This is a genomic window from Streptomyces cellostaticus, from assembly GCF_023630175.1.
GTDB lineage: Bacteria > Actinomycetota > Actinomycetes > Streptomycetales > Streptomycetaceae > Streptomyces > Streptomyces cellostaticus_A.
Map to the genome: position 1 here is coordinate 35608 of NZ_JALLIN010000006.1, position 26238 is coordinate 61845.

Sequence of the window (26238 nt, forward strand, 5' to 3'; positions counted from 1 at the left end):
TCGCCGGGCCACGGTGGTGTGGTGTCGGGGTGGGTGGGACGCCTCGACCGGCGCACACCGCTCAGACCGAGGCCCTCGCGACGAACTCGGCCTTCACGCGGATGGTCCTGGGCACGCGCCGCCCCTCGAAACGCTCCCTGAGCAACCGGGCGGCCGCTCGGCCCACGTCCTCCGCGGGATACCGGATCGTCGTCAGTTGCGGCCGCACCAACGAGGCGAAGGAGGCGTCGTCGTGACCCACGAGCGCCACGTCGCCGGGTACGTCGATGCCGAGCTCGTGCGCCTTGTCCAGGGCACCGACCGCGATCACGTCGTTGGAGCAGAACACCGCGTCCGGGCGGTAACGCCGGCTCATCAGCTCGGCGAAGCCGGCGGCCCCCGCCTCCCGGGTGTGCTCGCCGCGCACCACCAGCGCCCCCGGCAAGGAGGTGCCGAACTGGCGGGCGAGCGCCCGCAGCAGCTCCAGACGGGGGTCGCCCCCGGTGGCGTCCCGAGGTCCGGCGATCACCGCTATGCGGCGGCGTTTGGCGGCGGTCACCCCCTCCAGCGCCTGCCGGGTCGCGGCCCGCGCGTCGGGCGTCACCAGGTCGACCGCCCCGAAGGGCACGTCCGCGCTCACCACGGTCGGGATTCCGGCCCTCGACAGGGTGTCCAGATCCTTGGGCAGCAGCCGGAACGGAGTGATCACCACTCCGGCGAAGCGCTGCTGCACGGCCTCCGCGAGCAGCGCCCGCTCCTCCTCGCGGTCGGCCCGGGTGTTGCAGACGACGACGTGCATGCCCAGGCAGCGGAGTTCCTCCTGGAGCGTGGCCGCGAGCTGCGCGAAGAAGGGGTTGGCGATGTCGGGCACGATCAGCGCCACCAGGCTCGAGCGTCCGGTCCTCAGGCTGCGCGCCGCCGTGTTCACGGCGAACCCCAGGTCGGCGATGGCGGCCTCCACCGCCGCACGCGTCGCCGGGGAGACGGGCCGCTTGCCGGACAGAACGTAGGAGACCGTGGCGGTCGAGACGCCGGCGACCCGCGCGACGTCCGCCATGGTGACCTGCTCTCGCACTGCTCACGCTCCTTTCGCGCCGTCACCCTACTTCACGGGCGACAACGGCATGGAAGCGCTCTCTTCCGGCGCGGCCCACGGTGCGGAGCCTCCGGGACACGCGGGACGACACCGGAGTACCGGGCGCGCCGCTGTCCGCGCGTGCCCCTTCACCGTGCGTCCGCACCGGTCTCGGCCGTGTGGACGCCGTGCCGCCGGACGGTGCCGCGAGCGCCGTCTCCGCCGGCCGACACCGGTCGACCGCGGCGAGGCCGGTGCGATCCGCCCGGCCGGCCCGTCGGCGGCGCCGGCGCGCCGGGCGGCGAGGGGGCGTGGACGTCGCACTCGCGGACCCGCGAGCGGCGGCCGCCAGCGAACCGCGGCCGCCGGCCCGCCACTCCGGGACCGCCACCGCGGCCGGATGGCGGCCGAGCCGGCCGGCCTGGCCCGGGAAACGGCGGAGCGCGCGGAGCCCCGTGTCCGGGCCGGGGCGCCGGAAGCGGCTCCCAGTGCCACGTCAGCCAGGGTTCGCCCCGTCGCGATGCCCGGCGGACGCTCCCGCCGAACCGGCCGAAGCCCGGGTACGCCCGGTACGACGGCTTCCAGGCCGGCACGCCGAAAGCACCCACCGGACACCGCTCCTCGACGGGCAGCCCTTGCCCGACGCGGCGCTACTGGAGGCCGATCTCGGCACAGGCCGCCCGGTACTTGGCGATGCAGATGTCGGAGATCTTGTAGATGCCGTCCGCGACGACGGTGTCCTTGATGTTCTCCCGTGTCATGGCGGTCACGCTGATCAGCCGGGCCGGGATGTCCCGGTCGGTCGGGCTGTCCACGCGGTCCGGGGTGAGGGCGTCGAACTGGATGCCCTTGCCCTGGACCCTGGTGACGGCCATCTTGGCGGCGGCCTCGGCCTCGCCCGGGTAGGGCTTGTAGGCGGTCATGTACTGCTCCCCCGTCACGATGCGCTGCACGGCGTCGAGGTCGGCGTCCTGACCGGTGAGCGGGGGCACGGGGGTGACCCCGGCGTCCTTCATGGCCTTGACGACCCCGCCCGCCATGGAGTCGTTGGCGGAGTAGACGGCGGCGATGCCGTCCCTGCCGATCGCGGCGAGCGCCTTGGTCATGTCGCTCCGGGCCAGGTCCGGGCTCCAGTCCTTGACGTCGTAGGACTGTGCGATCGTCACCGCGCCGTCCAACTGGGACAGGGCACCTTCCTTGAACTGCTTGGCGTTCGGGTCGGTGGGTGAGCCGTTCAGCATCACGATCTTCGCGGAGGTGCCGGCCCTCGGCCCCAGGGCGGCCAGCAGGGCGCGCCCCTGCACCTCACCGACCAGTTCGTTGTCGAAGGAGACGTACGCGTCGACCGGGCCCTCGGCGAGCCGGTCGTAGGCGATGACCGGAATGCCCGCGCTCCTGGCCTTCCGCACCAGGCCGGACGTGGCGTGCGAGTCGACTGCGTCGAGCAGGATGACATCGACTCTCTCGTCGATCATCTTCCGCATCTGCTGGGCCTGTCTCGCCATGCTCGCATCCGCATTGGCGTACTCGACCCTGCCCCGGCCATCGGTCAGCTCGGCCACCGTGCGCTTGATGATGGGGAAATCGAAGTTCACGTATCGCGTGTTCGTCGTTTCCGGCATCAGCAGTCCGACCGTGAGGTCGTTTCCCTTGGCGCGATCCGCGTCACCGGAGTTCCCGATCCGGCCCACCATTCCGCATCCGGTGAGCGAGAGGACCATCACGGAGGCTGCCGAGGACATGGCGACGGTACGCATTCGAGGGCTCGCTCCCATTTCATTCCGGACAGGGCTGTATTGCGGTCCCGACCACCTGTGTCGCGGTCTTGACGACTGAACAGAAAACGCGGGCACGGCATTCGCAGTCAAGCGGAACTACCGAACCGGATCACATGGACACCCTCCGCTCCCGCCCCGTTGTGAGCCGGGGCGCGCCGACCGGGCGGGCGACCGCCCGGCCGGCGACCCGCCCCCCTCGTGCTTGGTGAGTAGTACGGCTCGCGAGCGCAAAGTGATCAGATGACTTTCTGATCACGTCGGCGCGAGAAGATCCGGAGGCGCCCCTCCGACGACGGCGACGGCGCTTCCGCACCCGGCACGGCCGAGCCGGCCACCCCGCCGCACGCCCCCGCCGGTGAGTCACATGACACCTGGTCAGCCCCCGTGTCCAGCCCGTCGGGATGCGTCGTTCACCCGCCTCCGGGCCGGGGATCCGCGGACTCCCACCATGACCTCCGCGCCCCGGCCCGGAGCGCTCCGGCGCCTTCCCGCGGCGCCCCGGGGCATCCTCCGGGTCCGGGCACGTACCGTCAGGTACCTCTTTACGCCGCAGCCCCTCACCACCCACTATGTGACCCCTGTGAGATCGCCGCCTCACTTCGGGCGGGCCGCAGCCGCGCTGTTCCATGTGCCGCCATCGCTCGGCGCGCCGCTGTGCCGCAACCCCCGACTCCGGCGATACGAGGAAGCGAGGCCCCAAAGTGACCCACTGGGATACCGGAAGCGCAGATCGGCTCGTCGGCTCCGCCGCACCCACGCTCGAACCGCTGTCCGACGCGGAACTCACCCGAATCCTGTGCGCCCAGGGCGAGGAGGCCGAACAGGCGGCGCTGGAACTCCGCCGGCGGCATCTGGCCGCGGTCCTGTTCCATGCGCGTGCGTTCACCACTCACCAGATGGCGGGGAACCAACTCGCCGCGGAGGCCTTCGCCCGTGCCGTGGAGGAACTGCGCGACGGTGTCGACCCGTTAGGGACCTGGCGCCACCATGCACTCACCCAGGTCGGCAGGACGGCCTGGGTGTGGGCGGCCGACAGCCGGCAGGAGCGGTTGCAGGCCGAGTTCCTGGTGTGGGTGCGGGACCCCGAACCACCCCCCGCTTCAAGGGCGTTCGCGATCGGCGGCGCCCCGTACGACACCCAGGACGTCCTGCTCAGGGCCTTCTACCAGTTGCCCGAGCGGTCGCGGGGCGTTCTCTGGTACTCGGTCGTCGACGAGGAGCCGGACGACAGCGTCGGCCGGTACCTGGGCGTCCCGCCGGCCACCGTCCCCAGGCTCAGGGACAAGGCACAGCTCACCCTGCGCAGTGCCTTCGTCCAGGAGCACCTGGAGTACCGGGGCACCGCGGAGTGCCGGGCGTTCTGCCGCATCATCGAGAAGGCGTCGCCCGCGGAGGGCGAAAGACGTCCCCAGGCCCTGCTCTCCCATCTGTCCTCCTGCGCGCGGTGCGCGCAACTCCTGGCCGAGCTGACCGGGCTGTCGGACGAGCCACGGACCTTCCTGGCCACAGGTCTGCTGATGTGGGGCGGAGCCGCGTACGCCGCCGGCCGCCCGGTCCGCGGGATCCCCGAGCCGGGTTCGCGGCACGACGGCCCCCACGCTCCGGGCGACCTGGACGGAGCCGCCACGACACCGGCCGGCGCGCCGCGGACCGCCCCACCGGCCGGCACGGCGCGCCGCTCCCGCCCGGCCCATCGCTCCGCCCCGAGGCACCGGGCTCTCGCCGCCGCACTCGCCACGGGCGCCGTGGCCGTGGTCGCCGTGGTGGCCGCGAACGCGCTGCTGGACCACGGCCGGGCCACCGGCGGGAGCGCGCCGCATCGGCCCCCCGCCGGACCGTCGACGTCCGCAAGCCCGCCGCCGTCCACCCGGATCCGGGTCGGTGTCACCGCGCAGTTGGTGCACACGAGCACCGGGCTGTGCCTCGACGTGATGAACGGGAAGGTCCAGAAGCGCACCAACGCCGTGGCCACGACCTGCGTCTCGGCTCCGACGCAGCAGTGGTCCCTGGACCGTGAGGGACGGCTGCACAACATGGCCGCGCCCGACTTCTGCCTCAAGGCCGACGGCAACGCCGCGGGCATCGGTATCCGGCCGTGCGACACCGACAACCCGGAGAAGCGGTCGCGGCTGATCTTCATGATCGAGCGAGACGGCGTGATCCGGCCCCGGGGCCGGCCCGACGAGGCGGTCGTGCCCCTGGGCACCTCCACCGGCGAACCTCTTCTCCTGGCCCTCAAGGGTCGCGCCTCGGCGCGCGACCAGGCGTGGGCGGCGCGGCCGGTGGCGGCCGGCTGACGGGACCGAACCCGTCGCGCCCCAGGTGCCGGCGGGCCGCAGGCCCCCGCGGCGGGGCCGGCGGGCCGCAGGCCTCCGCGGCGTCACCGGGGCTCGGCCCGGGAGGTCCGCGTGGTGGCGGGCGACCGCCGGACGACGGCGCTCACGCGCGGTTCACATGACGGCACGGAGCGCGGGGAATACCGCCCGTGCCCGTCGCCGCTTTTCCACTCACCAGACCGCCGGATGAATTCGCAAAGGACCTTCCGGGGCATCACCTGCCGCCTCCGGGAGGACCGCTTTTGAACATGGGAAGACCACTTTGAACCGAGGAAGACCACTCGCCCCGGGCATTCCGGCGGTTTCCGACATTGGCAGCAGAGTTCCACTCCCGGGCACCGCTGTCCTTGATGCCTGGCAGACACCGAATACGCGCGCTCATTGACAGTCCATCTATTTGGCGATTCACCATGCGCACCGTAAGGAGGCGCTGTTACCGTCACTGGCGCCGGCCCCGGCACTCAGGGCGCGTTGAACCGTCGTGCCTGGCATAGGGGTTGTCCCTCCACCCCGTCCGCGTGGCCGGCGACGTCAGCACCGCGGTGCGCCCCGCGTGACAGTGGGTGGCACCGCCGGAGGGAAGCACAGTAAGGAGCAAGTCAGTGCCCCGGAAGAAGTTCGTCCAGTCACCACGCACCGTGCGGCGGGATCGTGCCCGACGCTGGAAGCGGTCGAAGTTGTCGCTCGCCCTCGTCGGCGGCCCGGTGATCCTCGCCGTCGTCGCCGGGTCGGTGTTCGCGGCGGGGAGCCACCACCGTCGCCGGGCCCACGAGGCCTCCCCGCCCCCGACCCCGGGCGCCACGCCCAATCCCGACTGCACGCTGGTGGTCCCCGACCATCCTCTGACCGCCCGGGGTCTGGCCACACCCTACGAACTCGTCGCGACGGAGCCGGGGAAGGGCCCGTGCCACGAGGCCGATCCGGAGCAGGCCGCGTTCGTCGAGGCCGCGATCCTCACCAAGGACGGCGAGATATCCATCTACAACCCCCTGGTGGTCGACAAGGGGACGAGACCGGCCGCGCGCCCCGCCACGCCCTCCGTGCCGAAGGGCTCGACGGTCGGAATATGGTTCGGCTTCAACAACGCCAACCTGACCCTGCGCAGGAGCCACCGCTCCAACACCCTCGCGCAGGGCAAATGCGTCAACGGTGTGACGGGATCCGTCTTCGGCCAGTTCGCGTACTGCAACGCACCGGCCTTCTTCCGGGCCGCCGACGACCAGATCGCCAAGGGACGCCTCACGATCCCGGCGGTCGGAACCGCGCGGGACGGCCTGCCGTGCCCGACCACGCGGGACTTCTCCGTCGTGGACCAGGACGGAAGCGACAACGTCGTCACCCACTACCTCGCCGACGGCCGCGGCCGGATCGCCCAGAACAACGCCGCGAGCAGGGCTCGTATGAGCCGGGCCGGGCAACTGGCCAACCGCGGCGACCGCCATCACCGTCATGACGGCAGGAGGAGGTCGGGGACCACCAGCACCCCCACGGACCTGGCCAACGGCAGTGACAACCTGCTGCTGACCCAGTTCATGGACCCGGCCCTCGGGTGCAAGCCGTTCACCGCGCGCAACCAGTCCAGCGACGGGCAGGCCACCTCCGCCCTCGCGCTGGACGAGCTGTCCGCCGCGGCCAACCAGAAGGACCCGGTCGCGCTGATCCCGCAGAACGACCCGATGACCCTCGTGGACGGCCGCAGCAGCGCCGAGAAGACCAACGCGTACCGCGCGGGCGTCGGCATGCCCGCGCTCGGTGCGGACGGCGACGGAGCGGCGTTCTGCGCCACCCTCTTCCGGGACCCGGCCGGCGTCCGGCGCGTCTTCGACGACAAGGCCCTCTTCGAGAAGGCGCCGTCACCGGACCCGGGCGCCGCACCGAACCTCTTCGCGTTCCTCGCCGCACGCGCCCACCAGACCTTCACCAACCTGGGCTGCGACCACCTGCTCGACGCCCCCAACCCCGTCACTCTGACGACGGACGACGCCGGCCTGGTCACCGGCGGGACGCTGGCACCACTCGGGCAGGAGTCCCCCACCGCCGCCCCCACCGGCAGCGCGTCCCCGCCGGAGTCGCCGCGCGGCCCGTCACCCGCCGCGAGCGGTGGCCCGGGATGTCCGTCCGGCCGCCGCGACTGCGGGACTCCCGCCGCCTGAACGCCGCCGGGGCGGCGGGACCACGCCCCCCCGGCACGGGTCCGGGCGGGTGACCGGGGGGCGTGGCCGCACGGCCCCGGCCACCCGCCCCTCACCACCGCATCGCCGACGCCCGGGCGCTCGTGGCGGAGCGCCCGGGCGCGGTGTCCGGGCGCGGTGTCCGGGCGCGCCCCTCGGTCGCGGCGGGCCGGCGACGCGGGAGACGCCGGTGACCGGCCGGATCACCACGGCACCGGCCGCCGTGCGGGCCGGTGGGGCGTCGGGTACGCGACGGCGGGCGACGGCCCTGACGCGGTCCCCGGTCACGCGCGGGTCCGCGAGGCGCCGCCCGGCTCAGGAGTCCGGGATCTCCTTCGGCAGGCCGAGGGCGAGGGCCAGCGGCCGCCAGACGCAACGCAGCGCCTGCTCGGCGGTGACGGCCGGGTCGCCCAGCATGACGCGGATGCCGTAGCCGTCGGAGAGGGCGAGCACCAGTGTGCTCAGTTCGTCGACGTCCGTGGCCTCGAACTCGCCCGACTCGATGCCCCGGGTCACCGCGGACGCGACCCACTGGTGCAACTGCGCGTAGAGGTCGACCGCGAAACTCCGGGTGGTCTCGTCACGCAGCGAACGGACCCACAGTTCCTGCCACAGCCGCCAGTCCTGGTAGAGGTCCGCGTCCATCGGCAGCAGGTTGCGGACGATCCGGGCGAGGATCACCGCCGCGGGCACGACGTCCGCGTCGTTCTCCACCTCGAAGGTGGTGCTGGCGAAGGAATGGATCATCGCCTCGGTGAAGAGCTTCTCCCGGGTGTCGAAGTGGTAGTGGAGCAGCGCCGTGGACACCCCGGCCCGCTCCGCCACCATCCGCATCCGGATCTTCTCGAAACCGGTCTCCGCGATCACCTCGCACGCGGCGGAAAGGATGCGCTCGCGGGTCTCCGCCGTGCGCCCGTTGGTCGCCACCCTGTCTGCCTCCGTGCTCGCCGGCCGGTACGTCGGTAACATCTTCCCTCACCTTCGCTCGACCGCCGCAGGCACGCCCCGCGCGGACCCCTCGGCGTAGCTGTGGAAGCCACGCCCCGACTTGCGGCCGAGGAGTCCCGCCTCGACCATGCGGCACAGCAGGGGCGGGGGCGCGTACAGGGGCTCCTTGAACTCGGCGTAGAGCGAGTCGGCGATGGCCCGCACGGTGTCCAGTCCGATCAGGTCGCCGAGCGCGAGCGGGCCGAGCGGGTGGGCGCAGCCCATGACCATGGCGCGGTCGACGTCCTGGGCGGTGGCCGTACCGGAATCGACCATGCGGACGGCGGCGAGCAGGTACGGGACGAGCAGGGCGTTGACCACGAAGCCGGCCCGGTCCCGGACACGGACGGCCTCCTTGCCGAGCGTCCCCACGACGAAGGCCTCGGCCCGTCGGGTGGTCTCCTCCGAGGTGAGGAACGAGGGCACCAGCTCGACCAGCCGCAGCACCGGTACCGGGTTGAAGAAGTGGACTCCGATGACCTTGTCCGGACGTGAGGTCGCGGCGGCCAGCCGGACGACGGGGATGGAGGAGGTGTTGCTGGCCAGGATGGTGCCGGGGTCGGTGATCACCGCGTCGAGGCGGGTGAACACGTCGAGCTTGACGCTCTCGTCCTCCGCGACGGCCTCGACGACCAGGTCGCTGTCGTGCAGCGCCCCGAGGTCGTCGACGACCGTGACGCTCGCCAGAGCGGCGTCGCGCTGATCGGGGGTCAGTGCGCCGCGGGCGACGGCGCGTTCCAGGGAGCGGGCGACGCGTTCACCGCCGGCCCGGGCCGCCGCCCCGTCCCGTTCCGCGACCGTCACGCGCAGGCCAGCGCGTGCGCAGACCTCGGCGATGCCCGCCCCCATGAGCCCGCATCCCACGACTCCGACCCGCTCTGTACCGGTCATCGGATCTCCTTCATGACGTTGTCGTTGCGGAAAGGGCCGGGGGCGCCGCCACGAGTCCGCGGCGCCGCCCCCGGCCGGGCCCTACTTGGTGACGGGAAGCTCCAGGACGCCGGTGCCGCGCTTGAGGAGCTCGTTGGCGATGATCAAGCGCTGGATCTCGGAGGTGCCCTCCCAGATCCGGTCCACCCGCAGCTCGCGGTAGAGCCGCTCCACCGGGTACGACCGGTCGTAGCCGCGCCCGCCGAAGATCTGCAGGCACCGGTCGATGACCCGGCCCGAGGCCTCGCTGGCCGCGAGCTTGGCGATGGACGCCTTGGCGTGCAGCGTCTTGCGGTCGGTACCCGGCTGGTCCACCTCCCAGGCGACCTGGTGGGTGTAGGCCCGGTTCACGGCGATGTCCACCGCGCTGTCGGCCAGCATCCCCTGGATCAACTGGTAGTTGGCGATGGGGGCGCCGAACTGCTCGCGCTCCACGGCCCAGTCGCGGGCCAGCTCCAGGCCGCGCTCCGCAGCGCCGATGGTGCGGGCGGCGATCATCAGCCGCTCCTCGGTGAACCAGGAGCGGGTGATGTCGTAGCCGTCACCGACGCCGCCCAGCACGGCGTCGTCGCCGACCTGGACGTCGGTGAAGGTGAACTCGGGGTGCTCGTAGACGAACGTGTGCATGAAGCGCGGCACGCGGGTCATCTCGATGCCCGGCGTGTCCTTGTCGACGAGGAAGAGGGTGGGGGCACGCTCCGGGCCGGCCGCGGCGAGGACGATCATGAAGTCGGCGTGGTCGCCGACCGTGACGAACCACTTCTCCCCGTTGATGATCCAGCCGGCGTCGTTCCTGGTCGCCGTGGTCGACAGGTTCTGCGGGTCGGAGCCCGCGCCCGGCTCGGTGACCGCGTAGCAGTCACGGCGCCGTCCCTCGATGACCGGGACGAGATAGCGCTCGCGTTGCCCGGGCGTGCAGAAGCGCAGCGCGTTGGCGGGGCGCCACACCATGTCCCACAGCGCGCCGGTGAGCCTGCCCAGCTCCTCCTGCACGGTGGCCTGCTCCGCGATGGTGAGACCGGCACCGCCCCACTCGGCGGGCATGTTGACGGCCTGGAGCCCGGATTCGAGCACCGCGTCGCGGATCTCGGTGTGTGCCTTCGCCGGCAGGCCGTTGTTCTCCTCGCAGTCCAGTTCGTACTTCATGATGAACTCGGTGAGGGCGCGCGCGTCGGCCTTGAGGCGCTCCTGACGCGGGGTGAGACGGAAGTCCATGGGGTCCTCGCTGCTGGGGTCGGGGGTCGGGGCGGGGCGGGTTCAGTGGGTGGGCAGGGCCAGGACCCTGGTGCCGCGTTTGATGAGCTCGTTGGCGATGATCAGGCGCTGGATCTCGGAGGTGCCCTCCCAGATCCGGTCCACGCGCAGCTCGCGGTACATGCGCTCGACGGGGTAGGAGCGGTCGTAGCCACGCCCGCCGAAGATCTGCAGGCACCGGTCGACGACCCGGCCGGCCGCCTCGCTCGCGGCCAGCTTGGCCGTGGACGCCTTGGCGTGCAGCGTCTTGCGGTCGGTGCCCGGCTGGTCGGCCTCCCAGGCGACCTGGTGGGTGTAGGCCCGGTTCACGGCGATGTCCACCGCGCAGTCGGCCAGCATCCCCTGGATCAGCTGGTAGCCGGCGATGGGGGCGCCGAACTGCTCGCGGTCCAGTGCCCAGTCCCGGGCCAGTTGGAGTGCCCGCTCGGCGGCGCCGACCGTACGGGCGGCGATCATCAGCCGCTCGTCGGTGAACCACTCCTTGGTCAGCTCGTAGCCCTTTCCGACCCCGCCGAGGACGTCCTCGTCGGGCACGAAGACGTCGGTGAAGGTGAACTCGGGGTGGCCGTTGACCGCGGAGTGCATGAAGTGCGGGACCCGGGTCATCTCCACTCCGGGGGCGGACTTGTCCACGAAGAAGAGGGTCGGCAGCCGCTCGGGGCCGGCGTCCGCCTGGACCAGCAGGAAGTCGGCGATGTCGCCGCAGGTCACGAACCACTTCTCGCCGTTGAGCAGCCAGCCGCCCTCGGCACGGGTGGCGGTGGACGTCCCGGAGGAGGGGTCGGAGCCGGCGCCGGGCTCGGTGACGGCGAAGGCGTCGAACTTCTCGGCGCGGATGACCGGGAGCAGGTACTTCTCGCGCTGCCGTTCGTCGCCGTAGGCCAGGACGTTGGCGGGCCGCCAGGGGATGTCCCACAGGCAGTTGGTGGCCTTGCCGAACTCCTCCTCGACGATGACCTGGTCGAGCAGGCTGAGTCCGGCGCCGCCCCACTCGGCGGGCATGTTGATGGCGTAGACCCCGGCGTCCATGGCGGCACGGGTCAGTTCGGCGACCAGGTCGCGCGGCAGCGGGCCGCCCGCCTGCTCGGACTGGTCCTCGTACTGCATCAGGAGCCTGGCGTACGCGGCGGCGCGCCTCTTCAGGTCGGCCTGCTCGGGGGTGTGGCGCATGTCCATGGGTGGCCTCTTCGGTACGGGTGGGCGGGACAGGTGGGGCGGGACGGGTGCGGTTCAGCCGAGCACGGCGCGGGAGTCGAGGGCGACGACTCCGTCCGGGCGGACGAGGAGGGGGTTGACCTCCAGTTCGGCGATCTCGGGATGGGCGGCGGCGAACGCGGTGATCCGTTCGACGGCCCGGGCGGCGGCCTCGACGTCGACGGCCGGGCGGCCGCGCACTCCGTCGAGGAGGGAGGCGGTGCGCAGGCTCCGCAGCAGCCGCAGCGCACGGTCCGCGGGGAGCGGGGCGAGACCGAAGGCGATGTCCTTCAGGGCCTCGGCGAGGACGCCGCCCAGCCCCACCATGGCGACCGGGCCGAAGCGTGGATCGCGGTTGACGCCGACGATGAGCTCGACGCCGTCGCGGAGGTCGGCCATGGCCTCCACCGAGTACGAGGGCGCGCGCAGCCGGTCGTGCATGTCGCGGAAGGCGGCGACCAGCTCGTCCCGGTCGGCCAGGCCCAGGGCCACTCCCCCGGCGTCCGACTTGTGCAGCAGGTGCAGGGCCTTGAGGACGTACGGGCCCGTGATGTCCTCGGTGGCCGCGAGCAGTCCGGCCTCGTCCCGGATCTCCCGCGCGAGGGGAAAGGGCACTCCGGCGGCCTCCAGGGCGCGGCGGGTCTCCAGGTAGCCGGTCGGCGCCGGGGGTTCGGCCGCGGGCGGCAACGGGGCGACGCCGGTGCGGTTGCCCCGGGCGCCGGCGGCGAGCGCGGCCAGGGCGCGGGCGGCGTCCTCGGTGGCGGCGAAGACGGGGATTCCGGCGGCGACCAGGGTGCGGCAGCTCGGCGACGCGGGGTACATCGACTGGACGACCAGCGGCTTGCCCTCGCCGGCCATGCGGGCGGCGATGGCCCGGGCGGCCGCCCGCTCGCCCTCGGCCAGGGCCGTCCCCCCTCCTCCGAGGCCGCCCACTTCGGCCGCGTAGCCGCCGAAGTAGCCGGTCAGGAGAACGGCGTCGGTCTCCTCGGCGTCCAGCAGGGCGGCGACGGTGGCGGCGTACGAGGAGGGGTCCTGTTCGCCCATGCCGGCGAGGTCGACGGGATTGCCGACGGCGGACTGCTCCCACAGCGCCTCGCCGACGCGCGCCCGGGTGGCCGGGGTCAGCTCCGGTACGCCGAGTCCGGCGGCCTCCACGGCGTCGGCTGCGATCACACCGTGGCCGCCGCCGTCGGTGAGGACGGCGACCTCGCGGCCGCGGGCCCTGCGACCGCCGGCGAGGGCGGTGAGGACGGTGGTGAGTTCCCGGGGCGTGGCGACCAGTTCGACGCCCGCGTCCCGGCAGGCGGCGGTGACGACGTCGTTCGAGGTGGTCAGCGCGCCGGTGTGGGACTGGGCACTGCGGGCGGAGGCGGCGCCGCGCCCCGCGGTGAGCAGGACGACGGGCTTGTCCGCGGCGGCGGCGGCCTCGGCGAAGGCACGTCCGTCGCCGAAGTCCTCCGCGTAGACGGCGATGGCGTCGGTGCCCTCGTGGCGGGCGCAGTCGGTGAGCAGGTCGACGAGGGTGACGTCGGCCTGGTTGCCGAGGGAGACGAACCGCGAGAACCCCAGGCCGTGCGGCCCGAAGCGGAGCTGGAGTTCGAGGGCGAGGTTGCCGCTCTGGCTGAGCAGGGCGACCCGGCCGGGGGTGAAGTGGTCGGAGGCGAGGTACAGCCCGGTGGTGTTGTCGGTGATGCCGAGGCAGTTGGGCCCGACCATGACGGCCCCGGCGGCGCGGACGCGTTCGGCGACCGCCCGCTGGCGCTCGCGCCCGGCGGCGCCGGTCTCGGCGAAACCCGCGGTGATGGCGACGATGGCGCGGGCCTGGCAGGACAGGGCCTCGTCCACGGCGTCCTCGAACCCGGCGGCGGGCACGGAGATCACGGCCAGGTCGACGGGTTCGCCGATGGCGCCGAGGCTGGTGGCGGCCGTGCGGCCCAGCACGGTACCGCCACGGCGGTTGACGAAGTGGAGGGGGCGGCCGTGGCCGGAGCGCAGCGCCTGGGCGGCGATGGCGTGTCCGTACTTGGCGGGGTCGTCACTGGCGCCGACGACGGCGACGGAGAAGGGGTCGAAGAGTGCCGAGAGGTCGCGTCCCATGTCACTTCACCAGTCGGAGCGCGGCTTGCGGGCAGGCGGCGACGGCCTCCTGTGCCTGTTCCTCCCGGTCGTCGGGCACCTCCGTCGCGCGCAGCCGCGCGTAGCCCCATTCGTCGAGGTCGATCAGTTCGGGGGCGGATTCCTGGCAGAGGCCGTAGCCCTGGCAGAGGGTGGCGTCCAGCAGCAGTTTCACGGGGTGTTCCCTTCGGGGGGGCCGGCGGCGGGCCGGGCGCGGTGTGGTGGGTGCGTGCCGGTCAGGGGACAGTCACGCCGAGGCGGCTTCCGTCCGGGGGCGGGGCGTCGGCACAGGACGGGCACGGGCCGTCCTCGTGGGCGCGGACCCGGTCCGGGAAGTGCCGCAGGAGGGTGGCGGCGATGTGTGCGGAGGCGTCGAGGAGTCCGCAGGCGCCGCGTCCGGTCAGGCCCTGCGACCAGCGGTGCAGTTTCCCGGTGTCCTCGTGGCGGCCTTCGCCGCGGGCGAGCGCGGCGAGGGTGCCGGCGAGCGCCTGGGTGCCCGAGACGCACACCCCGCACTGCCGGGCGCTCTGCGCGGCGAGGTACCCGGCGGCGTCGGCGGCGGCGCCCACCGGGCAGCCGCCGGGTGGCAGGAAGTGGATCGCGCCGCAGCCGAGGGCGCCGCCGGCGGCGACGAGCTCGTCGTGGTCCAGCCGCAGGCCGGCCCAGCCGTCCCCGTACAGACCGCCGAAGAGGCCGCCGAGGAGCACCGCCGCGGAGCCGCCGCGGCCGGCGTGGCCGGCGAGCGTCCCTAGGTGGGTGCCCGCGGGTGCCTCGGCGAGCACGGACGGGGCCGGGCCGCCGGAGAGGGTGAGGAGGTGGCTGGAGGCGACGGCGACGGCGGCGTCCGGGTGGGCGGTGAGCAGCGCGAGCCGGGCCAGGGTCTCCACGTTGGCGATCAGCGTCGGGGCGCCGCCCACCCCGCGTTCGAAGGGGCGCGGGGGCTTGGTGGTGGGCAGGGCGGGGCCGCCGTCGATGCGCCGGACCACGGCGCTCTCCTCACCGGCGACGTAGGTGTGCTCGGTCAGCACGATGTCGACGGGCACCGTCGGGGGGCGCTCCAGCAGGGCGCGGCGCACGGCGTCGGCGGCCTGCGGGTCGGACAGGTAGACGTAGCCCCGGACGGCGCCGGTCGTCCGCGCCGCGAGGCGGACGCCGTCCAGGACGGTGTGCGGCCGGTGGCGCAGCAGCCAGCGGTCCTTGACCGAGCCCGGCTCGCCCTCCTCACCGTTGGCGACGACGACGGTGTCGCCGGGTGCGTCGCGCAGGGTGCGCAGTTTGACGGCGGTGGGGAAGCCGGCGCCGCCGCGCCCGCGCAGCCCGGCGGCGGCGACCGACTCGACGAGCCGTTCCGGGGCCGGTGCGGCCGGGTATCCGCCCGTGGCGAGGTAGGACGCGAGGTCCTCCCGGCCGGGCCGCCCGGGGTCGAGCAGGCGCGGCCGGTCCGGTGGGGTCAGGGAGAGGATCTCGGTCATGCCGTGTCTCCGTTCGCCGGACGGTTCCTGAGCCGTCGCACGGCCTGTTCCAGCGCGCGCCGCTGGGGGGCGGCCCGCTCGTATCCGGCGCCGGGCAGTCCGATGAGCATGCGGTGGTGGTCGAGGACCACCTCCCCGGCCACCAGGGCGGCGGCGGAGCCGGCGCCGCCGGGCGTGCGGGCGGCGTCGACCACCAGGGCGGTGACCTCGGTCAGGTAGCCGAGCCATCTGCGCTGGGTGCCGTGCAGGATCAGCCGCTCGACCCGGCGCCGTTCCGCCTCCGTGACGGACGGCGGCGGCTCTCCGGGAGCGCGGGATCGCAGGGCCGCCACCGCGGCGGGCAGCTCACGTTCGGGTTCGGGGGTCAGACCGAGCCAGACAAGGCTCCGACGCGTGCTCATGGGGTGCCTCCGACTGGACGGGGACGTCCGTCCCGGCGGTCCCGGGACGGGGTGACGCAGCAAGAGGGGACGGGCGGGGCGGGCCGCTCCCGCGGTGGCGGAAGCGGCTACGGGCCCTCGGTCCGGACACGCGTTCCGCCCACCCGGGACCCGGTGGTCACGCACCGGACCGGCGCGGTCCGGTGCGGTCCGACACCACGGAGACTAACTAACTGATTAGTCAGCCCACAAGCCTTGACATGGCCGGGATCCGACCCCAATCTAACTAACCAATTAGTCAGCCCGAGTCGGCAGTCAAGCCTGATTCCGGCCACTGCCGACCCCGCGCAGCAGCCTCACCGCCCATCGCCGCCCCGCGGCGTGGAGGAGGATCCGATGCAGCCCCAGACCACCCCGGCGCCCGCCCGCGAAGCGGGGCCGCCCGAAAGCCGCCAGAGCTCCTCCCCCTCCCCCGGCGAGGCCCTGGAGGCACTCCCGGCGCGCTACTACACCGACCCGGACATCGCGCGGGCCGAGACCACCCGCATCTTCGAGAAGTCCTGGCAGCTCGTCTGCCACGAGTCCGACCTCCCCGGCCCCGGCGCCCGGCTCTCCGCCGTCGCGGCCGGCCGCGACATCCTGGTCGTCCGCACCGAGGACGGCGGCCTCGCCGCCCACCTCAACGCCTGCCGCCACCGCGGCACCCGCCTGGTCACCGCGCCGGAGCCGTCCGGCAAGGCGATCCGCTGCCCGTACCACGGCTGGACGTACAGGCTTGACGGGACACTGGTGGGAGCCCCGGAGGCCCGGCAGATCCCCTGCCTGGACAAGCCCCGCCTCGGACTGCGCCGGGTCAAGGTGGAGTCCTTCCTCGGGTTCGTCTTCGTCAACCTCGACCTGGACGCCGTCCCGCTCGCCGAGAGCTGCGCCGGCCTGGCGGAGGCGGTCGGGCACTACGCCGGCGCCGACCTCGTCCCGGTCGGCAAGTACCGCATCCACGACATCCCCCCGGACGAGGAGCAGAACGCCAACTGGAAGGTCGTCGTCGACAACTACCTGGAGGGCTACCACGTCCCCGTGGCCCACCCGTCGCTGATGCGGCTGCTCGACTACCAGGCGTACACGGTCGACGTCCAGGACGCGTACGTGCTCTTCGAGGCGCCCCTGCGCGACAAGCCGTCCTCGAACTGGACGGAGCGCCTCTACCAGCGGCTCGCCCGGCCCCTTCCGGGGCTCACGGCCGCCGACCGGCGGGTGTGGCGCTACGCCGTGATCTACCCCAACACCCTCATCGACTTCTACCCCGACCATGTGCTCCCGTGGACCGCCCTGCCCACCGCCCAGGACCGGACGGCGATTCCCGGCGCCTTCTACACCCGCAAGGGCGCGAGCCTGCGCACCAGGCTGGCCAGGCGGCTGAACATCCACATCGGCTGGGTCACCACCGACGAGGACGCCGAGCTGGTCGAGCGCGTGCAGGCGGGTCTGACCAGCCCCGGCTACGAGCCCGGTCCGCTGTCCCGCCGCGAGGCGGCAGTAGGCTGGTTCGCCCGGAAGATCAGGCAGGACCTGGATTCCGCCGAGGAGGTGCGATGAGCGGCTCCCCCGCCGGCCCCGGCGCGTCGCGGCGGGTCGCCCACCGCGCGCTGCGCCCGTGCCCCTTAGCGCCCGTTCGCTGACATCTCGCCCCACACCTCGCACAGACCGGTCATCACCACGGAGCCAGGGCCTCCGTGAAGCCGACCCCGGTCCCCCGCCCTGGAACGCACTGCCATCCTCAATGGAGAGGACGTTCCTTTGCCCCCCGAGACATCCCCGCCCGCGAGACGAACGCTGCTGCGCGCAGCCGCCTTCGGCGCGCTCGGCGCGTCACTGAGCGGCTGCGGGTTCGCCCCCGCGCGCATACCCGACGACCGGGAACGGGCCCCGATCGACGTGAAGATCGACGGCGACCTGGTCTACTTCAACTGGGCCGACTTCGTCGACCCGTCCGTCTTCAAGGGTTTCGAGAAGGAATACGGCGTCAAGGTCATCCAGTCGAACTTCGACTCGATGGAGGGCATGGTCGCGAAGCTCAACGCCGGCAACCGCTACGACGTCGTCTTCCCGTCGGCGAAATGGGCCCAGCGCCTGGTGCGCGGCAACATGCTGCGCCGCATCGACCACTCCCGGCTCGCCAACGGCGACGCGGTCTTCGGCAGGCACTCCTACTTCACCGACCCCTGGTACGACCCGGACTCCGCGCACACGGTGCCCTTCACCGCCTACAAGACCGGCATCGGCTGGCGCAGGGACGTCCTGGGCGACCTCACGGGCTCGTGGAAGGACCTGTGGAACGCCCGCGCGAGCGGCAAGGTCTTCCTCTTCGACGACCGTGACGAGGTCCTCGGCATGGCCGCCCTGGCGCTCGGCCTGGACGTCGGCACCGGTGACCGGGACGACCTGGACCGCATCACCTCGCTGCTGAAGGACCTGCGCCCCCACCTGCGCGGCTTCTCCAGTGACAGTTACAACAACCTGCTCAACGGCAACGCGCTGATGACCCAGGCGTGGAGCGGGGACATGGCCGCGATGCTCAACCAGGCCAAGGACCCCTCGGTGTTCGGCTTCGAGGCACCCAGGGAGGGCACACCGATCAACTCCGACTGCTACGCCATCCCCTGGAACGCGCGCCACCCCGGCACGGCGATGCTCTTCATCGACTACATGCTCCGCCCGGAGAACGTGAAGAAGAACATCGAGTACATCGGCTACCCCATGCCCGTGGCCGGCACCGAGTCCACCTACGCCGCGCTGGTCGAGCCCTTCCCGGCGTGCGTGGTCACCGCGGCCGACCTGAAGGCCGACCTGTTCTTCCGCAACGGCACCCGGACCGAGGAAGACGCCCGGGACACCGCCTGGACCCATGTGAAGGCGGGCTGACATGACTGTGCTCAACCGTTCCACCCGGCGCACCGGCCGCGACCGCCGCGGACCGAGCGCCTCCGGCACCCGGATGTGGACATGGTTCATGCTCCCCGGCACCCTGTGGATGACCACGTTCCTCCTCGCCTCCCTCGCCCTGGTCGCCGTCCTCGCCGTCGGCACCACCGACGAACTGGGCAACCCCCGCTTCGGATTCGACCTCAGCAGCATCCGGGCCATGGCCGACCCCGCCTATGGCGAGGTACTGCTCCGCTCGCTCGGCTACGCCCTGGCCACCTGCCTGATCTGCCTCCTGGTCGCGTATCCGGTGGCCTACACGATCGCCCTGCACGGCGGCCGCTTCAAGCACGCCCTGATCGCCGCCGTGGTCGTCCCCTTCTTCGCCAACTACCTGGTGCGGATGTACGGCTGGTCGGTGGTGCTCTCCGACGACGGGCCGGTCCTCGCCGCCCTGCGCGGGATGGGGCTCGCCGACGGCGGAACCAAGATCCTCAACACGGGCTTCGGCGTGATCGCCGGCCTCGTCTACGGATTCGTCGTCTTCATGATCATCCCGCTCTATGCCGCCCTGGAACGGCTGGACGTCTCGCTCATCGAGGCGGGCCGCGACCTGTACGGCGGACCGGTCAGGACCTTCCTCTTCGTCACCCTGCCCGCCACCCGCCAGGGCGCGGCAGCGGGACTGGTCCTCGTCTTCCTGCCCTGCATGGGCGACTTCGTCAGCGCACAGCTCATGGGAGGACCGGACCAGATCATGATCGGCAACCTCATCCAGGACAAGTTCTTCCAGGGACAGAACTGGCCGCTCGGCTCCGCCCTGACCATGCTGCTCATGCTGGCACTGCTGACCGGCATGCTCGGCTACCTGCGCCGCACCCGCAAGGACGAGGCGGAGGCCCGCCGATGACATCGACCCGCGTGACCCCCGCCCCGGCCGAGCCCGCCGAGCGCCCCGGCCGCTCCCCCGCCCCGCGCCGCCGCGGCCGGGCCGAACGCAGACCGCGCATCCTCATCGCCGTCACGGCGCTGTTCTTCGCGCTGCTGTACCTGCCGATCGGCGTCGTGGCGCTCTACTCCTTCAACGCCAAGAAGTCGCTGACCGTCTTCGGCGGCTTCAGCCTCCGCTGGTACCGGGCGTTCCTCCACGACGACGTGCTGATCTCGTCCCTGGGCACCAGCCTGAAGATCTCACTGGCCGCCATGGCCGGCTCCGTACTGCTGGGTGTCGCGCTCGCGATCGGGCTCGTCCGCAGCCGCAGCCGGCTCGGCTCCCTGGCCGGCCTCATCATGCTGGTGCCGCTCATCACCCCCGAGATCGTCACGGGCGTGGCCTCCATGCTGCTCTTCAAGGGCCTGGGCGTGACCCTCTCGACCGGCACGGTGATGCTCGCGGAGATCACCTTCTCCGTCTCGTACGTCACCGTGATCCTGCGGTCCCGCGTGGCCGCGCTCAATCCGGAGGTGGAGGAGGCCGCCATGGACCTCGGGGCCACCCGCTGGCAGGCAGTGCGCCTGGTGACCCTGCCGGCGCTGCTGCCGGCCGTGCTCGCCAGCGCGGTCCTGATCTTCGCCCTGGTCTTCGACGACTTCGTGCTGGCGTACTTCACCACCGGGGTGGACCCCCAGCCGCTGCCGGTGCGGATCTACTCGGCCATCCGCTTCGGGGTGCGGCCCACCGTCAACGCGGTGGGCACCCTGATGCTCGCCGGCTCCGTCGCCCTGATCGCCCTCGCCCTCTTCATCCCGCGCCTGTTCGGCCGCAAGGGCGGCCTCGACATCCTCTCAGGGAGCTGATCCCATGGACGCGACCCCCGCTGTCCGGCTCGACGGCGTCTCCAAGCAGTTCGGGGACTCCTACGCGGTCCGCGACGTGAACCTCGACATCGAGGCGGGCGAGTTCTTCTCACTGCTCGGCCCGTCCGGCTGCGGCAAGACCACCTCGCTGCGGATGATCGGCGGGTTCACCGACCCGACCGCGGGTTCCGTGCTCCTCGCCGGCGAGGACGTCACCGACCTGCCCCCGAACCGGCGCAACGTCAACACCGTCTTCCAGAGCTACGCCCTGTTCGACCACCTCAGCGTCGCGGACAACGTCGCCTTCGGCCTCAGGCGCAAGGGCGTCGGCAAGGACGAGATCGGCGAGCGGGTCGGCGAGATGCTGGAGCTGGTCCAGCTCGACGGGCACGCCCTCCGCAAACCGGGCACCCTGTCGGGCGGCCAGCGGCAGCGCGTGGCCCTGGCCCGTGCCCTGGTGAACCGTCCCGCCGTCCTCCTGCTGGACGAGCCGCTGGCCGCCCTCGACCTCAAGCTGCGCCGTCAGATGCAGGTCGAACTGAAGCAGATCCAGCGCGAGGTCGGCATCACCTTCGTCTTCGTCACCCACGACCAGGACGAGGCGCTGACCATGTCGGACCGGCTCGCCGTGATGAGCGAGGGCCGGGTCGAGCAGTGCGGCACCCCCGAGGACGTGTACGAGCACCCGGCCAGCCGCTTCGTCGCCTCCTTCATGGGCACGTCCAACCTGGTGGACGGGGTCTACCGGGACGGGAAGGTCGTCCTGGAGCAGGGCCCCGCGCTGCCCGTGGGCCGCCGCGAGGGCGTCGGCGACGGCAGCTCCGTCAGCGTGTCGGTGCGGCCCGAGAAGATCTGGCTCTCCGACTTCGAACCCGGCATGTCCGTGCTCCGGGGAGTGATCCGGGAGACCGTCTACTCCGGCGCCACCACCACGTACCTGATCGAGGTGGCTCCCGGGGTCACCCTGTCGGCGCTGGAGCAGAACACCGCGCGGGCCCGCATGGAGGACCGCTGGAACGGCGGGGAGACGGTGGAGTTCGGATGGCGCCCCGAGCACTGCCTGCTCCTGGACTGACCGAGGACCGGCCCGCTCTCCCGCAGACGCTCCCACCAGAGAAAGCAGCGACATGCACCACGATGTGATCGTGCTCGGCGCCGGGCTCGCCGGACTCTCCGCCGCCCGGGACCTGGCCGCCGGCGGGGCCGACGTCCTGGTCCTGGAGGCCCGGGACCGGGTCGGCGGCCGGGTCGAGCAGGTCCGCCTGCCCGACGGGCGCAAGGTCCAGGTGGGCGGCGAGGTGGTGGGCCGCGCCCACACCGCCTACCTCGGGCTGGCCGGGGAACTGGGGCTGGACCTGGTCCCCAGTTATGTGGCCGAGCCCGGCAGGATCACCCGCTCCACCCCGGAGGGCGACTCCGCGGGCGACACCCCGCACTGGTTCGGCCCCGGCGACCCGGCCCTCCACGAGCGGCTCACCGCCGAGTTCGTGGCGATGGCCGCGACCGTCGACCCCGACGATCCCTGGTCCCACCACCAGGCGGACACCCTGGACCGGCTCTCCGTCGGCGCGTGGTTGCGCTCCCGGCACGCGTCGCCGGCGGTCGTCCGGCTGTGGGAGATCGGGCAGCTCGGCCTGGCCTCCGGATCGTACGAGAGGACCTCCCTGCTCGCGGCGCTGCGCAAGAACGCGGCGGTGCCCAGCTCGGGCCACTACGACTACGAGGACTGGGAAGGACTGCGCCTCGCTCAGGGCTCGGCGACACTCGCGGAGGTGATGGGCGAGGGCCTCGCGCCGCACATCCGCCTCGGCTCACCGGTCACGGCCGTCGACGTACGTCCGGGCCGGTGCACCGTCCGCCTCCTCCACGGCGAGACGCTGACCGCGCAGGCGGTGGTCTGCGCGCTGCCGGTCGGCCCGCTGCGATCGGTCGCGGTCACGGGGGTGAGCGACGCCCGCCTGGCATCGCTGCACCGGCAGCGCAACGCGACCGCCGCGAAGCTCGCCGCCGTCTACGACGAGCCGTTCTGGCGGACGCGCGAGCGCAACGGGCTGTCCGAGTGCGAGGGGGTGCTCGGCTCCACCTGGCCCCAGGCCGAGGCCACGCTCTCCGCCCTCATTCCGCCCGAGCGCTACGGAGTGCTGCTGAGCACCCCGCCGCACCTGCGGATCCCGGAGCTGCTGGCGGAGGTGACCGGCATGTTCGGCGAGCAGGCCGCCCGGCCGTTCGCCGCCTATCTGCGGCTGTGGGGCACCGATCCCTGGACCCAGGGCTACGTCACCCAGTGGACGCCCGGCGACGTGATGGCCGTCGGCCCGCTGCACGGCACCCACGAACCACCGTTCTACGTCTGCGGCTCCGACCAGTGGGTCGCCGGCTACATGGAGGGCGCGGTCCGCACCGGCCGCGCCGCCGCGGAGGAGGCACTGCGACGTGGCTGAAACCCTCGTCCTCAACCACATCGGCGGTAGCGATCTGCCCGCCTCGTCGGGGGCCGTGCTGCCCCTGGTCGATCCGGCGACCGGGCAGGTCAACGGCTCGGCCCCGCTGTCCGGCGGCGAGGACGTCGAGGCGGCGCAGCGGGCGGCGGAGGCCGCCTTCACCGGCTGGTCGGCCACCACGCCCGCCGAACGGCAGACCGCGCTGCTGCGCATCGCGGACTCCATCGAGCGCCGGGCGGACGCGCTGGTGGCCGCCGAGGTCGGCGACACCGGCAAGCCGCCCTCCCTGTTCCGGGCGGACGAACTGCCCGCGGTCATCGACACCGTGCGGTACTTCGCCGGCGCGGCCCGCAATCTGCCCGGCGCCGCCGCGGCCGAGTACACGCCGGGCCGCACCTCGGTCCTGCGGCGGGAACCCGTCGGGGTGTGCGCCCAGATCACCCCGTGGAACTACCCTCTGATGATGGCGGTGTGGAAGATCGCCCCCGCGCTGGCCGCGGGCAACACCGTCGTCCTCAAGCCCTCCGACACCACCCCGGCCTCCACCGCGCTCCTCGCCCGGATCGCCGCGGAGCACCTGCCGCCCGGAGTCCTCAACGTGGTGTGCGGCGACCGTGACACCGGACGCGCGCTGGTCGTCCACCCGGGGATCCGGATGGTCGCGCTCACCGGCAGCGTACGCGCCGGGCAGGAGGTCGCGGCGGCGGCCGCGCCCGACCTGAAGCGGCTCCACCTGGAGCTCGGCGGCAACGCTCCCGTCCTGGTGTACGACGACGCCGATCTGGACGACGCGGTGGAGCGGCTGTCCGCGCTGTCGTTCTACAACGCCGGCCAGGACTGCACGGCGGCCACGCGGATCCTGGTGCACGAGCGGGTGCACGACGCCTTCCTCGACGCCTTCGCGCGGCGGGCGGCCCTCCGGGTGCCGGGTGCGCCGGACGACGGGAACGCCGACTTCGGGCCGCTCAACAGCGCGGCGCAGCTCGCGACGGTGCGCGGGCTGCTGGAGCGGCTGCCGGCCCACGCCGACGTCGTGGCCGGCGGCGGCGCCCCGGCCCGGCCCGGTTTCTTCCACGAGGCCACGGTCGTGGCCGGGGTACGCCAGGAGGACGAGATCGTGCAGCGGGAGGTGTTCGGGCCGGTGGTCACCGTCCAGGCGTTCACGGACGAGGAGGACGCCCTTCGGCTGGCCAACGGCGTGCCGCAGGGCCTGGCGGCGAGCGTGTGGACCCGGGACCACGACCGCGCCATGCGGGCGGGTCGCGCCCTGGACACGGGGATCGTCTGGGTCAACACCCATGGCACGACGGTCTCGGAGATGCCGCACGGCGGTGTCCGGCACTCGGGACACGGCAGTGATCTGTCGCTGACCGGGCTGCTGGACTACACCCAGGTCAAACACGTGATGCTCTGAGCGGTCGCCCACGGCGGCCGGGGAACGCCGTCCGCGCCCCTCGGCGCGCCCCCGGCGGACGCCTCCCGGGCCGTCCGCGTGCCCGGTCCCACGACGCCCGGGCCGGCGCGCTCGTACGCCGGCCCGGCCGACGGGACCGGCCGACGGCTTGGTCACACCTGTCCGCTCCGATCAAGAGGCTGGGAGGACCAGTGGTGAACTCCGCGCACCCGGACCCCGCGTACGGGCGTGTCCTGCGCCCCGGTGTCCACGCCGGCACGGTGGCCCTGGTCACCGGTGGCGGAACGGGAATCGGCCGGGCCACCGCGCTGGACCTGGCGGCCGCCGGAGCGGCCGTCGTCGTCTGCGGCCGACGCCCGGGCCCGCTGCACGAGACCCGGCGGGCCGTCGCCGAACTCGGTGGTGACTGCCTGGCCGTGTCCGCGGACATCAGGGAGGAGCAGCAGGTCACCATGGTGGTCGGCCGGGCCCTGGAGGCATACGGCCGCATCGACGTACTGGTCAACAACGCGGGGGGCCAGTTCTCCGCGCCCGCGGAGGAGATCACCCTCAAGGGCTGGCGGGCCGTGCACAGGCTGGCCGTGGACGGCGCCTGGGCGGTCACCCGGGAGGTGGCCCGACGGGCGATGATCCCCCAGCGCTCCGGGGTGGTCTTCTTCATCGCCTTCTCACCACGCCGGGGCATCGCCGGCTTCGCCCATGCCTCGGCGGCACGGGCGGCGGTCGAGAACCTCGCCGCCGGCCTCAGTCAGGAGTGGAGTCGTTTCGGCATCCGCTCCGTCTGCGTGGCACCGGGCACCATCGCCACCGGGGGGCTCGAGGAGAACTACACCGGAGCGGAGCGGGAGGACTGGCGACGATCGGTGCCCCTGGGGCGGCTGGGCCGGCCTCAGGACGTCTCCGCGGTCATCGCCTTCCTCGCCTCACCCGCGGCCTCCTACATCACCGGTACCACCGTCGTCGTCGACGGCGGCGCGGACGCCTGGGGCACCGGGCATCCCGTCCCGGCGCCCGCCGGCCCCCCTCACCCGCCGGACGAAGCGCGGGAGGTGCCATGAGCGCGCCGCCGCCCCGCGACGCACATTCCCCCAGGCCCCTACCACCACCCGCCCGGACCAACCACCCGCGGAGCGACGATGACCCCTGACACCGGCCCCGGCACCGGCCCCGGCACCGGCACCGGCACGACCGACCGTGACGACTCCCCGGACACCTCCCGCCGGGGCACCGTCGAGACCCGGCGCCACGGTGGGATCGCCGTGATCGCGCTGCGCCGCACGGCCAAGCTGAACGCCCTGTCCGCACACCTGGAATCGGCCCTGCTCGACGCGGTGCGCAGCAAGGAGGTCACCACCAGCCGCGCCGTGGTGGTGACCGGAGGGCCACGCGTCTTCTCCGCCGGTGCCGACACCACCGAGCTCCGGGAGATGACCACGGAATCCATCGCCGCGTACTACCGCGCGTCCGGCTCGGTGTACGAGACGTTCGCCGCCCTTCCCCAGCCGACGGTCGCCGCGATCTCCGGCTACTGCCTGGGCGGAGGGCTGGAACTCGCTCTCGCCGCCGACATCCGCGTCGCGGACCCCACGGCCTCGTTCGGGCTGCCGGAAGTGGGAATCGGCATCCTGCCGAGCTCCGGCGGTGTGACACGACTGGTCCGGGCCGTCGGACCGGCCCGGACCCGCGATCTGGTGCTGCGCTGCCGGCGGATGGACGCCGCCGAGGCATACGCCTGGGGCCTGGTCGGCGAGGTCACCGACCCGGGCGCACCCTGCCTGGAACGAGCGCTGGAAATCGCCGCGGAGATGGCCGCACACCCGCCGCTGGCCCTGTCCGTGGCCAAGCAGGTGATCACAGCGGCCACCGACGCGCCGCGCGAGAGCGCGTTGCTCCTGGAACAACTCGGATACGCGGCGCTGAACGCGGCTTCCCACCGGTAGTTCTGTCGGCCGTTCCGCCGGCCGTGCCGTTCCGCACTCGTTCCGTTCTGCCG

The 26238-nt window shown here is 72.9% G+C and carries 21 protein-coding genes; 11 read left to right on the plus strand and 10 right to left on the minus strand.

The annotated features are described in order from the left end of the window. Positions 1-61: 61 nt before the first annotated feature. Both MXD57_RS05315 and MXD57_RS05320 read right to left on the minus strand, forming a co-directional pair. Positions 62-1054, minus strand: a complete 993-nt coding sequence (locus tag MXD57_RS05315) for a LacI family DNA-binding transcriptional regulator (RefSeq protein WP_250400108.1) — start codon at positions 1052-1054, stop codon at positions 62-64. Positions 1055-1704: 650 nt separating this feature from the next. Then, the gene (locus tag MXD57_RS05320) at positions 1705-2811 is read right to left on the minus strand and encodes a sugar ABC transporter substrate-binding protein (protein WP_250400109.1); all 1107 of its coding nucleotides are present in this window, start codon (positions 2809-2811) and stop codon (positions 1705-1707) included. Positions 2812-3533: 722 nt separating this feature from the next. Here MXD57_RS05320 and MXD57_RS31745 point away from each other — a divergent pair. Further along, positions 3534-5129, plus strand: coding sequence for a ricin-type beta-trefoil lectin domain protein (locus MXD57_RS31745; protein WP_250400110.1), 1596 nt, complete (start codon positions 3534-3536; stop codon positions 5127-5129). A gap of 641 nt (positions 5130-5770) precedes the next feature. Then, positions 5771-7321: a hypothetical protein gene (locus MXD57_RS05330; protein ID WP_250400111.1), complete on the plus strand. Its 1551-nt coding sequence runs from the start codon at positions 5771-5773 to the stop codon at positions 7319-7321. Between the two features lie 333 nt (positions 7322-7654). Here MXD57_RS05330 and MXD57_RS05335 read toward each other — a convergent pair whose 3' ends face one another. The 8 genes from MXD57_RS05335 to MXD57_RS05370 all read right to left on the minus strand — a co-directional run bounded on the left by MXD57_RS05335 (position 7655) and on the right by MXD57_RS05370 (position 15692). Then, a complete protein-coding gene (locus MXD57_RS05335) occupies positions 7655-8266 on the minus strand; it encodes a TetR/AcrR family transcriptional regulator (RefSeq protein ID WP_250400112.1) in 612 nt (203 codons plus the stop codon). A 48-nt stretch (positions 8267-8314) separates the two neighbouring features. Beyond that, a complete protein-coding gene (locus MXD57_RS05340; protein WP_250400113.1) occupies positions 8315-9217 on the minus strand; it encodes a 3-hydroxybutyryl-CoA dehydrogenase in 903 nt (300 codons plus the stop codon). A gap of 81 nt (positions 9218-9298) precedes the next feature. Then, entirely contained in the window at positions 9299-10471 is a 1173-nt protein-coding gene (locus tag MXD57_RS05345; RefSeq protein ID WP_250400114.1) for an acyl-CoA dehydrogenase family protein, read from the minus strand. A gap of 42 nt (positions 10472-10513) precedes the next feature. Continuing rightward, the gene (locus MXD57_RS05350; RefSeq protein WP_250400115.1) at positions 10514-11686 is read right to left on the minus strand and encodes an acyl-CoA dehydrogenase family protein; all 1173 of its coding nucleotides are present in this window, start codon (positions 11684-11686) and stop codon (positions 10514-10516) included. Positions 11687-11740: 54 nt separating this feature from the next. After that, the gene (locus MXD57_RS05355) at positions 11741-13801 is read right to left on the minus strand and encodes an acetate--CoA ligase family protein (RefSeq protein ID WP_250400116.1); all 2061 of its coding nucleotides are present in this window, start codon (positions 13799-13801) and stop codon (positions 11741-11743) included. Position 13802: 1 nt separating this feature from the next. Next, positions 13803-13994 (minus strand): ferredoxin, encoded by a 192-nt coding sequence (locus MXD57_RS05360; protein ID WP_250400117.1) that lies wholly within the window; start codon positions 13992-13994, stop codon positions 13803-13805. Positions 13995-14055: 61 nt separating this feature from the next. Then, a complete protein-coding gene (locus tag MXD57_RS05365) occupies positions 14056-15291 on the minus strand; it encodes an NADH-ubiquinone oxidoreductase-F iron-sulfur binding region domain-containing protein (RefSeq protein ID WP_250400118.1) in 1236 nt (411 codons plus the stop codon). Beyond that, complete coding sequence (locus MXD57_RS05370) at positions 15288-15692, minus strand: hypothetical protein (RefSeq protein ID WP_250400119.1); 405 nt, start codon at positions 15690-15692, stop codon at positions 15288-15290. Before MXD57_RS05370 ends, MXD57_RS05365 begins: the two co-directional genes overlap by 4 nt. A 375-nt stretch (positions 15693-16067) precedes the next feature. On the opposite strand from MXD57_RS05370, the gene MXD57_RS05375 reads away from it, so the two are divergent. The 9 genes from MXD57_RS05375 to MXD57_RS05415 all read left to right on the plus strand — a co-directional run bounded on the left by MXD57_RS05375 (position 16068) and on the right by MXD57_RS05415 (position 26185). Further along, the gene (locus MXD57_RS05375; RefSeq protein WP_250400120.1) at positions 16068-17267 is read left to right on the plus strand and encodes an aromatic ring-hydroxylating oxygenase subunit alpha; all 1200 of its coding nucleotides are present in this window, start codon (positions 16068-16070) and stop codon (positions 17265-17267) included. Between the two features lie 201 nt (positions 17268-17468). Beyond that, positions 17469-18593 (plus strand): polyamine ABC transporter substrate-binding protein, encoded by a 1125-nt coding sequence (locus tag MXD57_RS05380; protein WP_250400121.1) that lies wholly within the window; start codon positions 17469-17471, stop codon positions 18591-18593. A 1-nt stretch (position 18594) separates the two neighbouring features. Then, on the plus strand, positions 18595-19503 hold the full coding sequence (locus MXD57_RS05385; RefSeq protein ID WP_250400122.1) for an ABC transporter permease: 909 nt from the start codon (positions 18595-18597) through the stop codon (positions 19501-19503). Continuing rightward, positions 19500-20390, plus strand: a complete 891-nt coding sequence (locus MXD57_RS05390; RefSeq protein WP_250400123.1) for an ABC transporter permease — start codon at positions 19500-19502, stop codon at positions 20388-20390. Before MXD57_RS05385 ends, MXD57_RS05390 begins: the two co-directional genes overlap by 4 nt. A 4-nt stretch (positions 20391-20394) precedes the next feature. After that, entirely contained in the window at positions 20395-21465 is a 1071-nt protein-coding gene (locus MXD57_RS05395) for an ABC transporter ATP-binding protein (protein WP_250400124.1), read from the plus strand. 52 nt (positions 21466-21517) lie between these two features. Then, positions 21518-22831: a flavin monoamine oxidase family protein gene (locus tag MXD57_RS05400; protein ID WP_250400125.1), complete on the plus strand. Its 1314-nt coding sequence runs from the start codon at positions 21518-21520 to the stop codon at positions 22829-22831. Then, complete coding sequence (locus MXD57_RS05405) at positions 22824-24245, plus strand: aminobutyraldehyde dehydrogenase (RefSeq protein ID WP_374114655.1); 1422 nt, start codon at positions 22824-22826, stop codon at positions 24243-24245. The genes MXD57_RS05400 and MXD57_RS05405 overlap by 8 nt, the downstream gene beginning before the upstream one ends. A 194-nt stretch (positions 24246-24439) precedes the next feature. Beyond that, on the plus strand, positions 24440-25303 hold the full coding sequence (locus MXD57_RS05410; protein ID WP_250400126.1) for an SDR family NAD(P)-dependent oxidoreductase: 864 nt from the start codon (positions 24440-24442) through the stop codon (positions 25301-25303). A 78-nt stretch (positions 25304-25381) separates the two neighbouring features. Further along, a complete protein-coding gene (locus tag MXD57_RS05415) occupies positions 25382-26185 on the plus strand; it encodes an enoyl-CoA hydratase/isomerase family protein (RefSeq protein ID WP_250400127.1) in 804 nt (267 codons plus the stop codon). Positions 26186-26238: the final 53 nt, after the last annotated feature.

What these genes read in the sequence shown, in the direction of transcription:
- MXD57_RS05415 (WP_250400127.1), top strand. Translation starts at nt 25,382, where the DNA reads ATGACCCCTGACACCGGCCCCGGCACCGGCCCCGGCACCGGCACCGGC.
- MXD57_RS05375 (WP_250400120.1), top strand. Translation starts at nt 16,068, where the DNA reads ATGCAGCCCCAGACCACCCCGGCGCCCGCCCGCGAAGCGGGGCCGCCC.
- MXD57_RS05400 (WP_250400125.1), top strand. Translation starts at nt 21,518, where the DNA reads ATGCACCACGATGTGATCGTGCTCGGCGCCGGGCTCGCCGGACTCTCC.
- MXD57_RS05350 (WP_250400115.1), bottom strand. Translation starts at nt 11,686, where the DNA reads ATGGACATGCGCCACACCCCCGAGCAGGCCGACCTGAAGAGGCGCGCC.
- MXD57_RS05370 (WP_250400119.1), bottom strand. Translation starts at nt 15,692, where the DNA reads ATGAGCACGCGTCGGAGCCTTGTCTGGCTCGGTCTGACCCCCGAACCC.
- MXD57_RS05340 (WP_250400113.1), bottom strand. Translation starts at nt 9,217, where the DNA reads ATGACCGGTACAGAGCGGGTCGGAGTCGTGGGATGCGGGCTCATGGGG.
- MXD57_RS05390 (WP_250400123.1), top strand. Translation starts at nt 19,500, where the DNA reads ATGACATCGACCCGCGTGACCCCCGCCCCGGCCGAGCCCGCCGAGCGC.
- MXD57_RS05395 (WP_250400124.1), top strand. Translation starts at nt 20,395, where the DNA reads ATGGACGCGACCCCCGCTGTCCGGCTCGACGGCGTCTCCAAGCAGTTC.
- MXD57_RS05385 (WP_250400122.1), top strand. Translation starts at nt 18,595, where the DNA reads ATGACTGTGCTCAACCGTTCCACCCGGCGCACCGGCCGCGACCGCCGC.
- MXD57_RS05365 (WP_250400118.1), bottom strand. Translation starts at nt 15,291, where the DNA reads ATGACCGAGATCCTCTCCCTGACCCCACCGGACCGGCCGCGCCTGCTC.
- MXD57_RS05345 (WP_250400114.1), bottom strand. Translation starts at nt 10,471, where the DNA reads ATGGACTTCCGTCTCACCCCGCGTCAGGAGCGCCTCAAGGCCGACGCG.
- MXD57_RS05355 (WP_250400116.1), bottom strand. Translation starts at nt 13,801, where the DNA reads ATGGGACGCGACCTCTCGGCACTCTTCGACCCCTTCTCCGTCGCCGTC.
- MXD57_RS05320 (WP_250400109.1), bottom strand. Translation starts at nt 2,811, where the DNA reads ATGCGTACCGTCGCCATGTCCTCGGCAGCCTCCGTGATGGTCCTCTCG.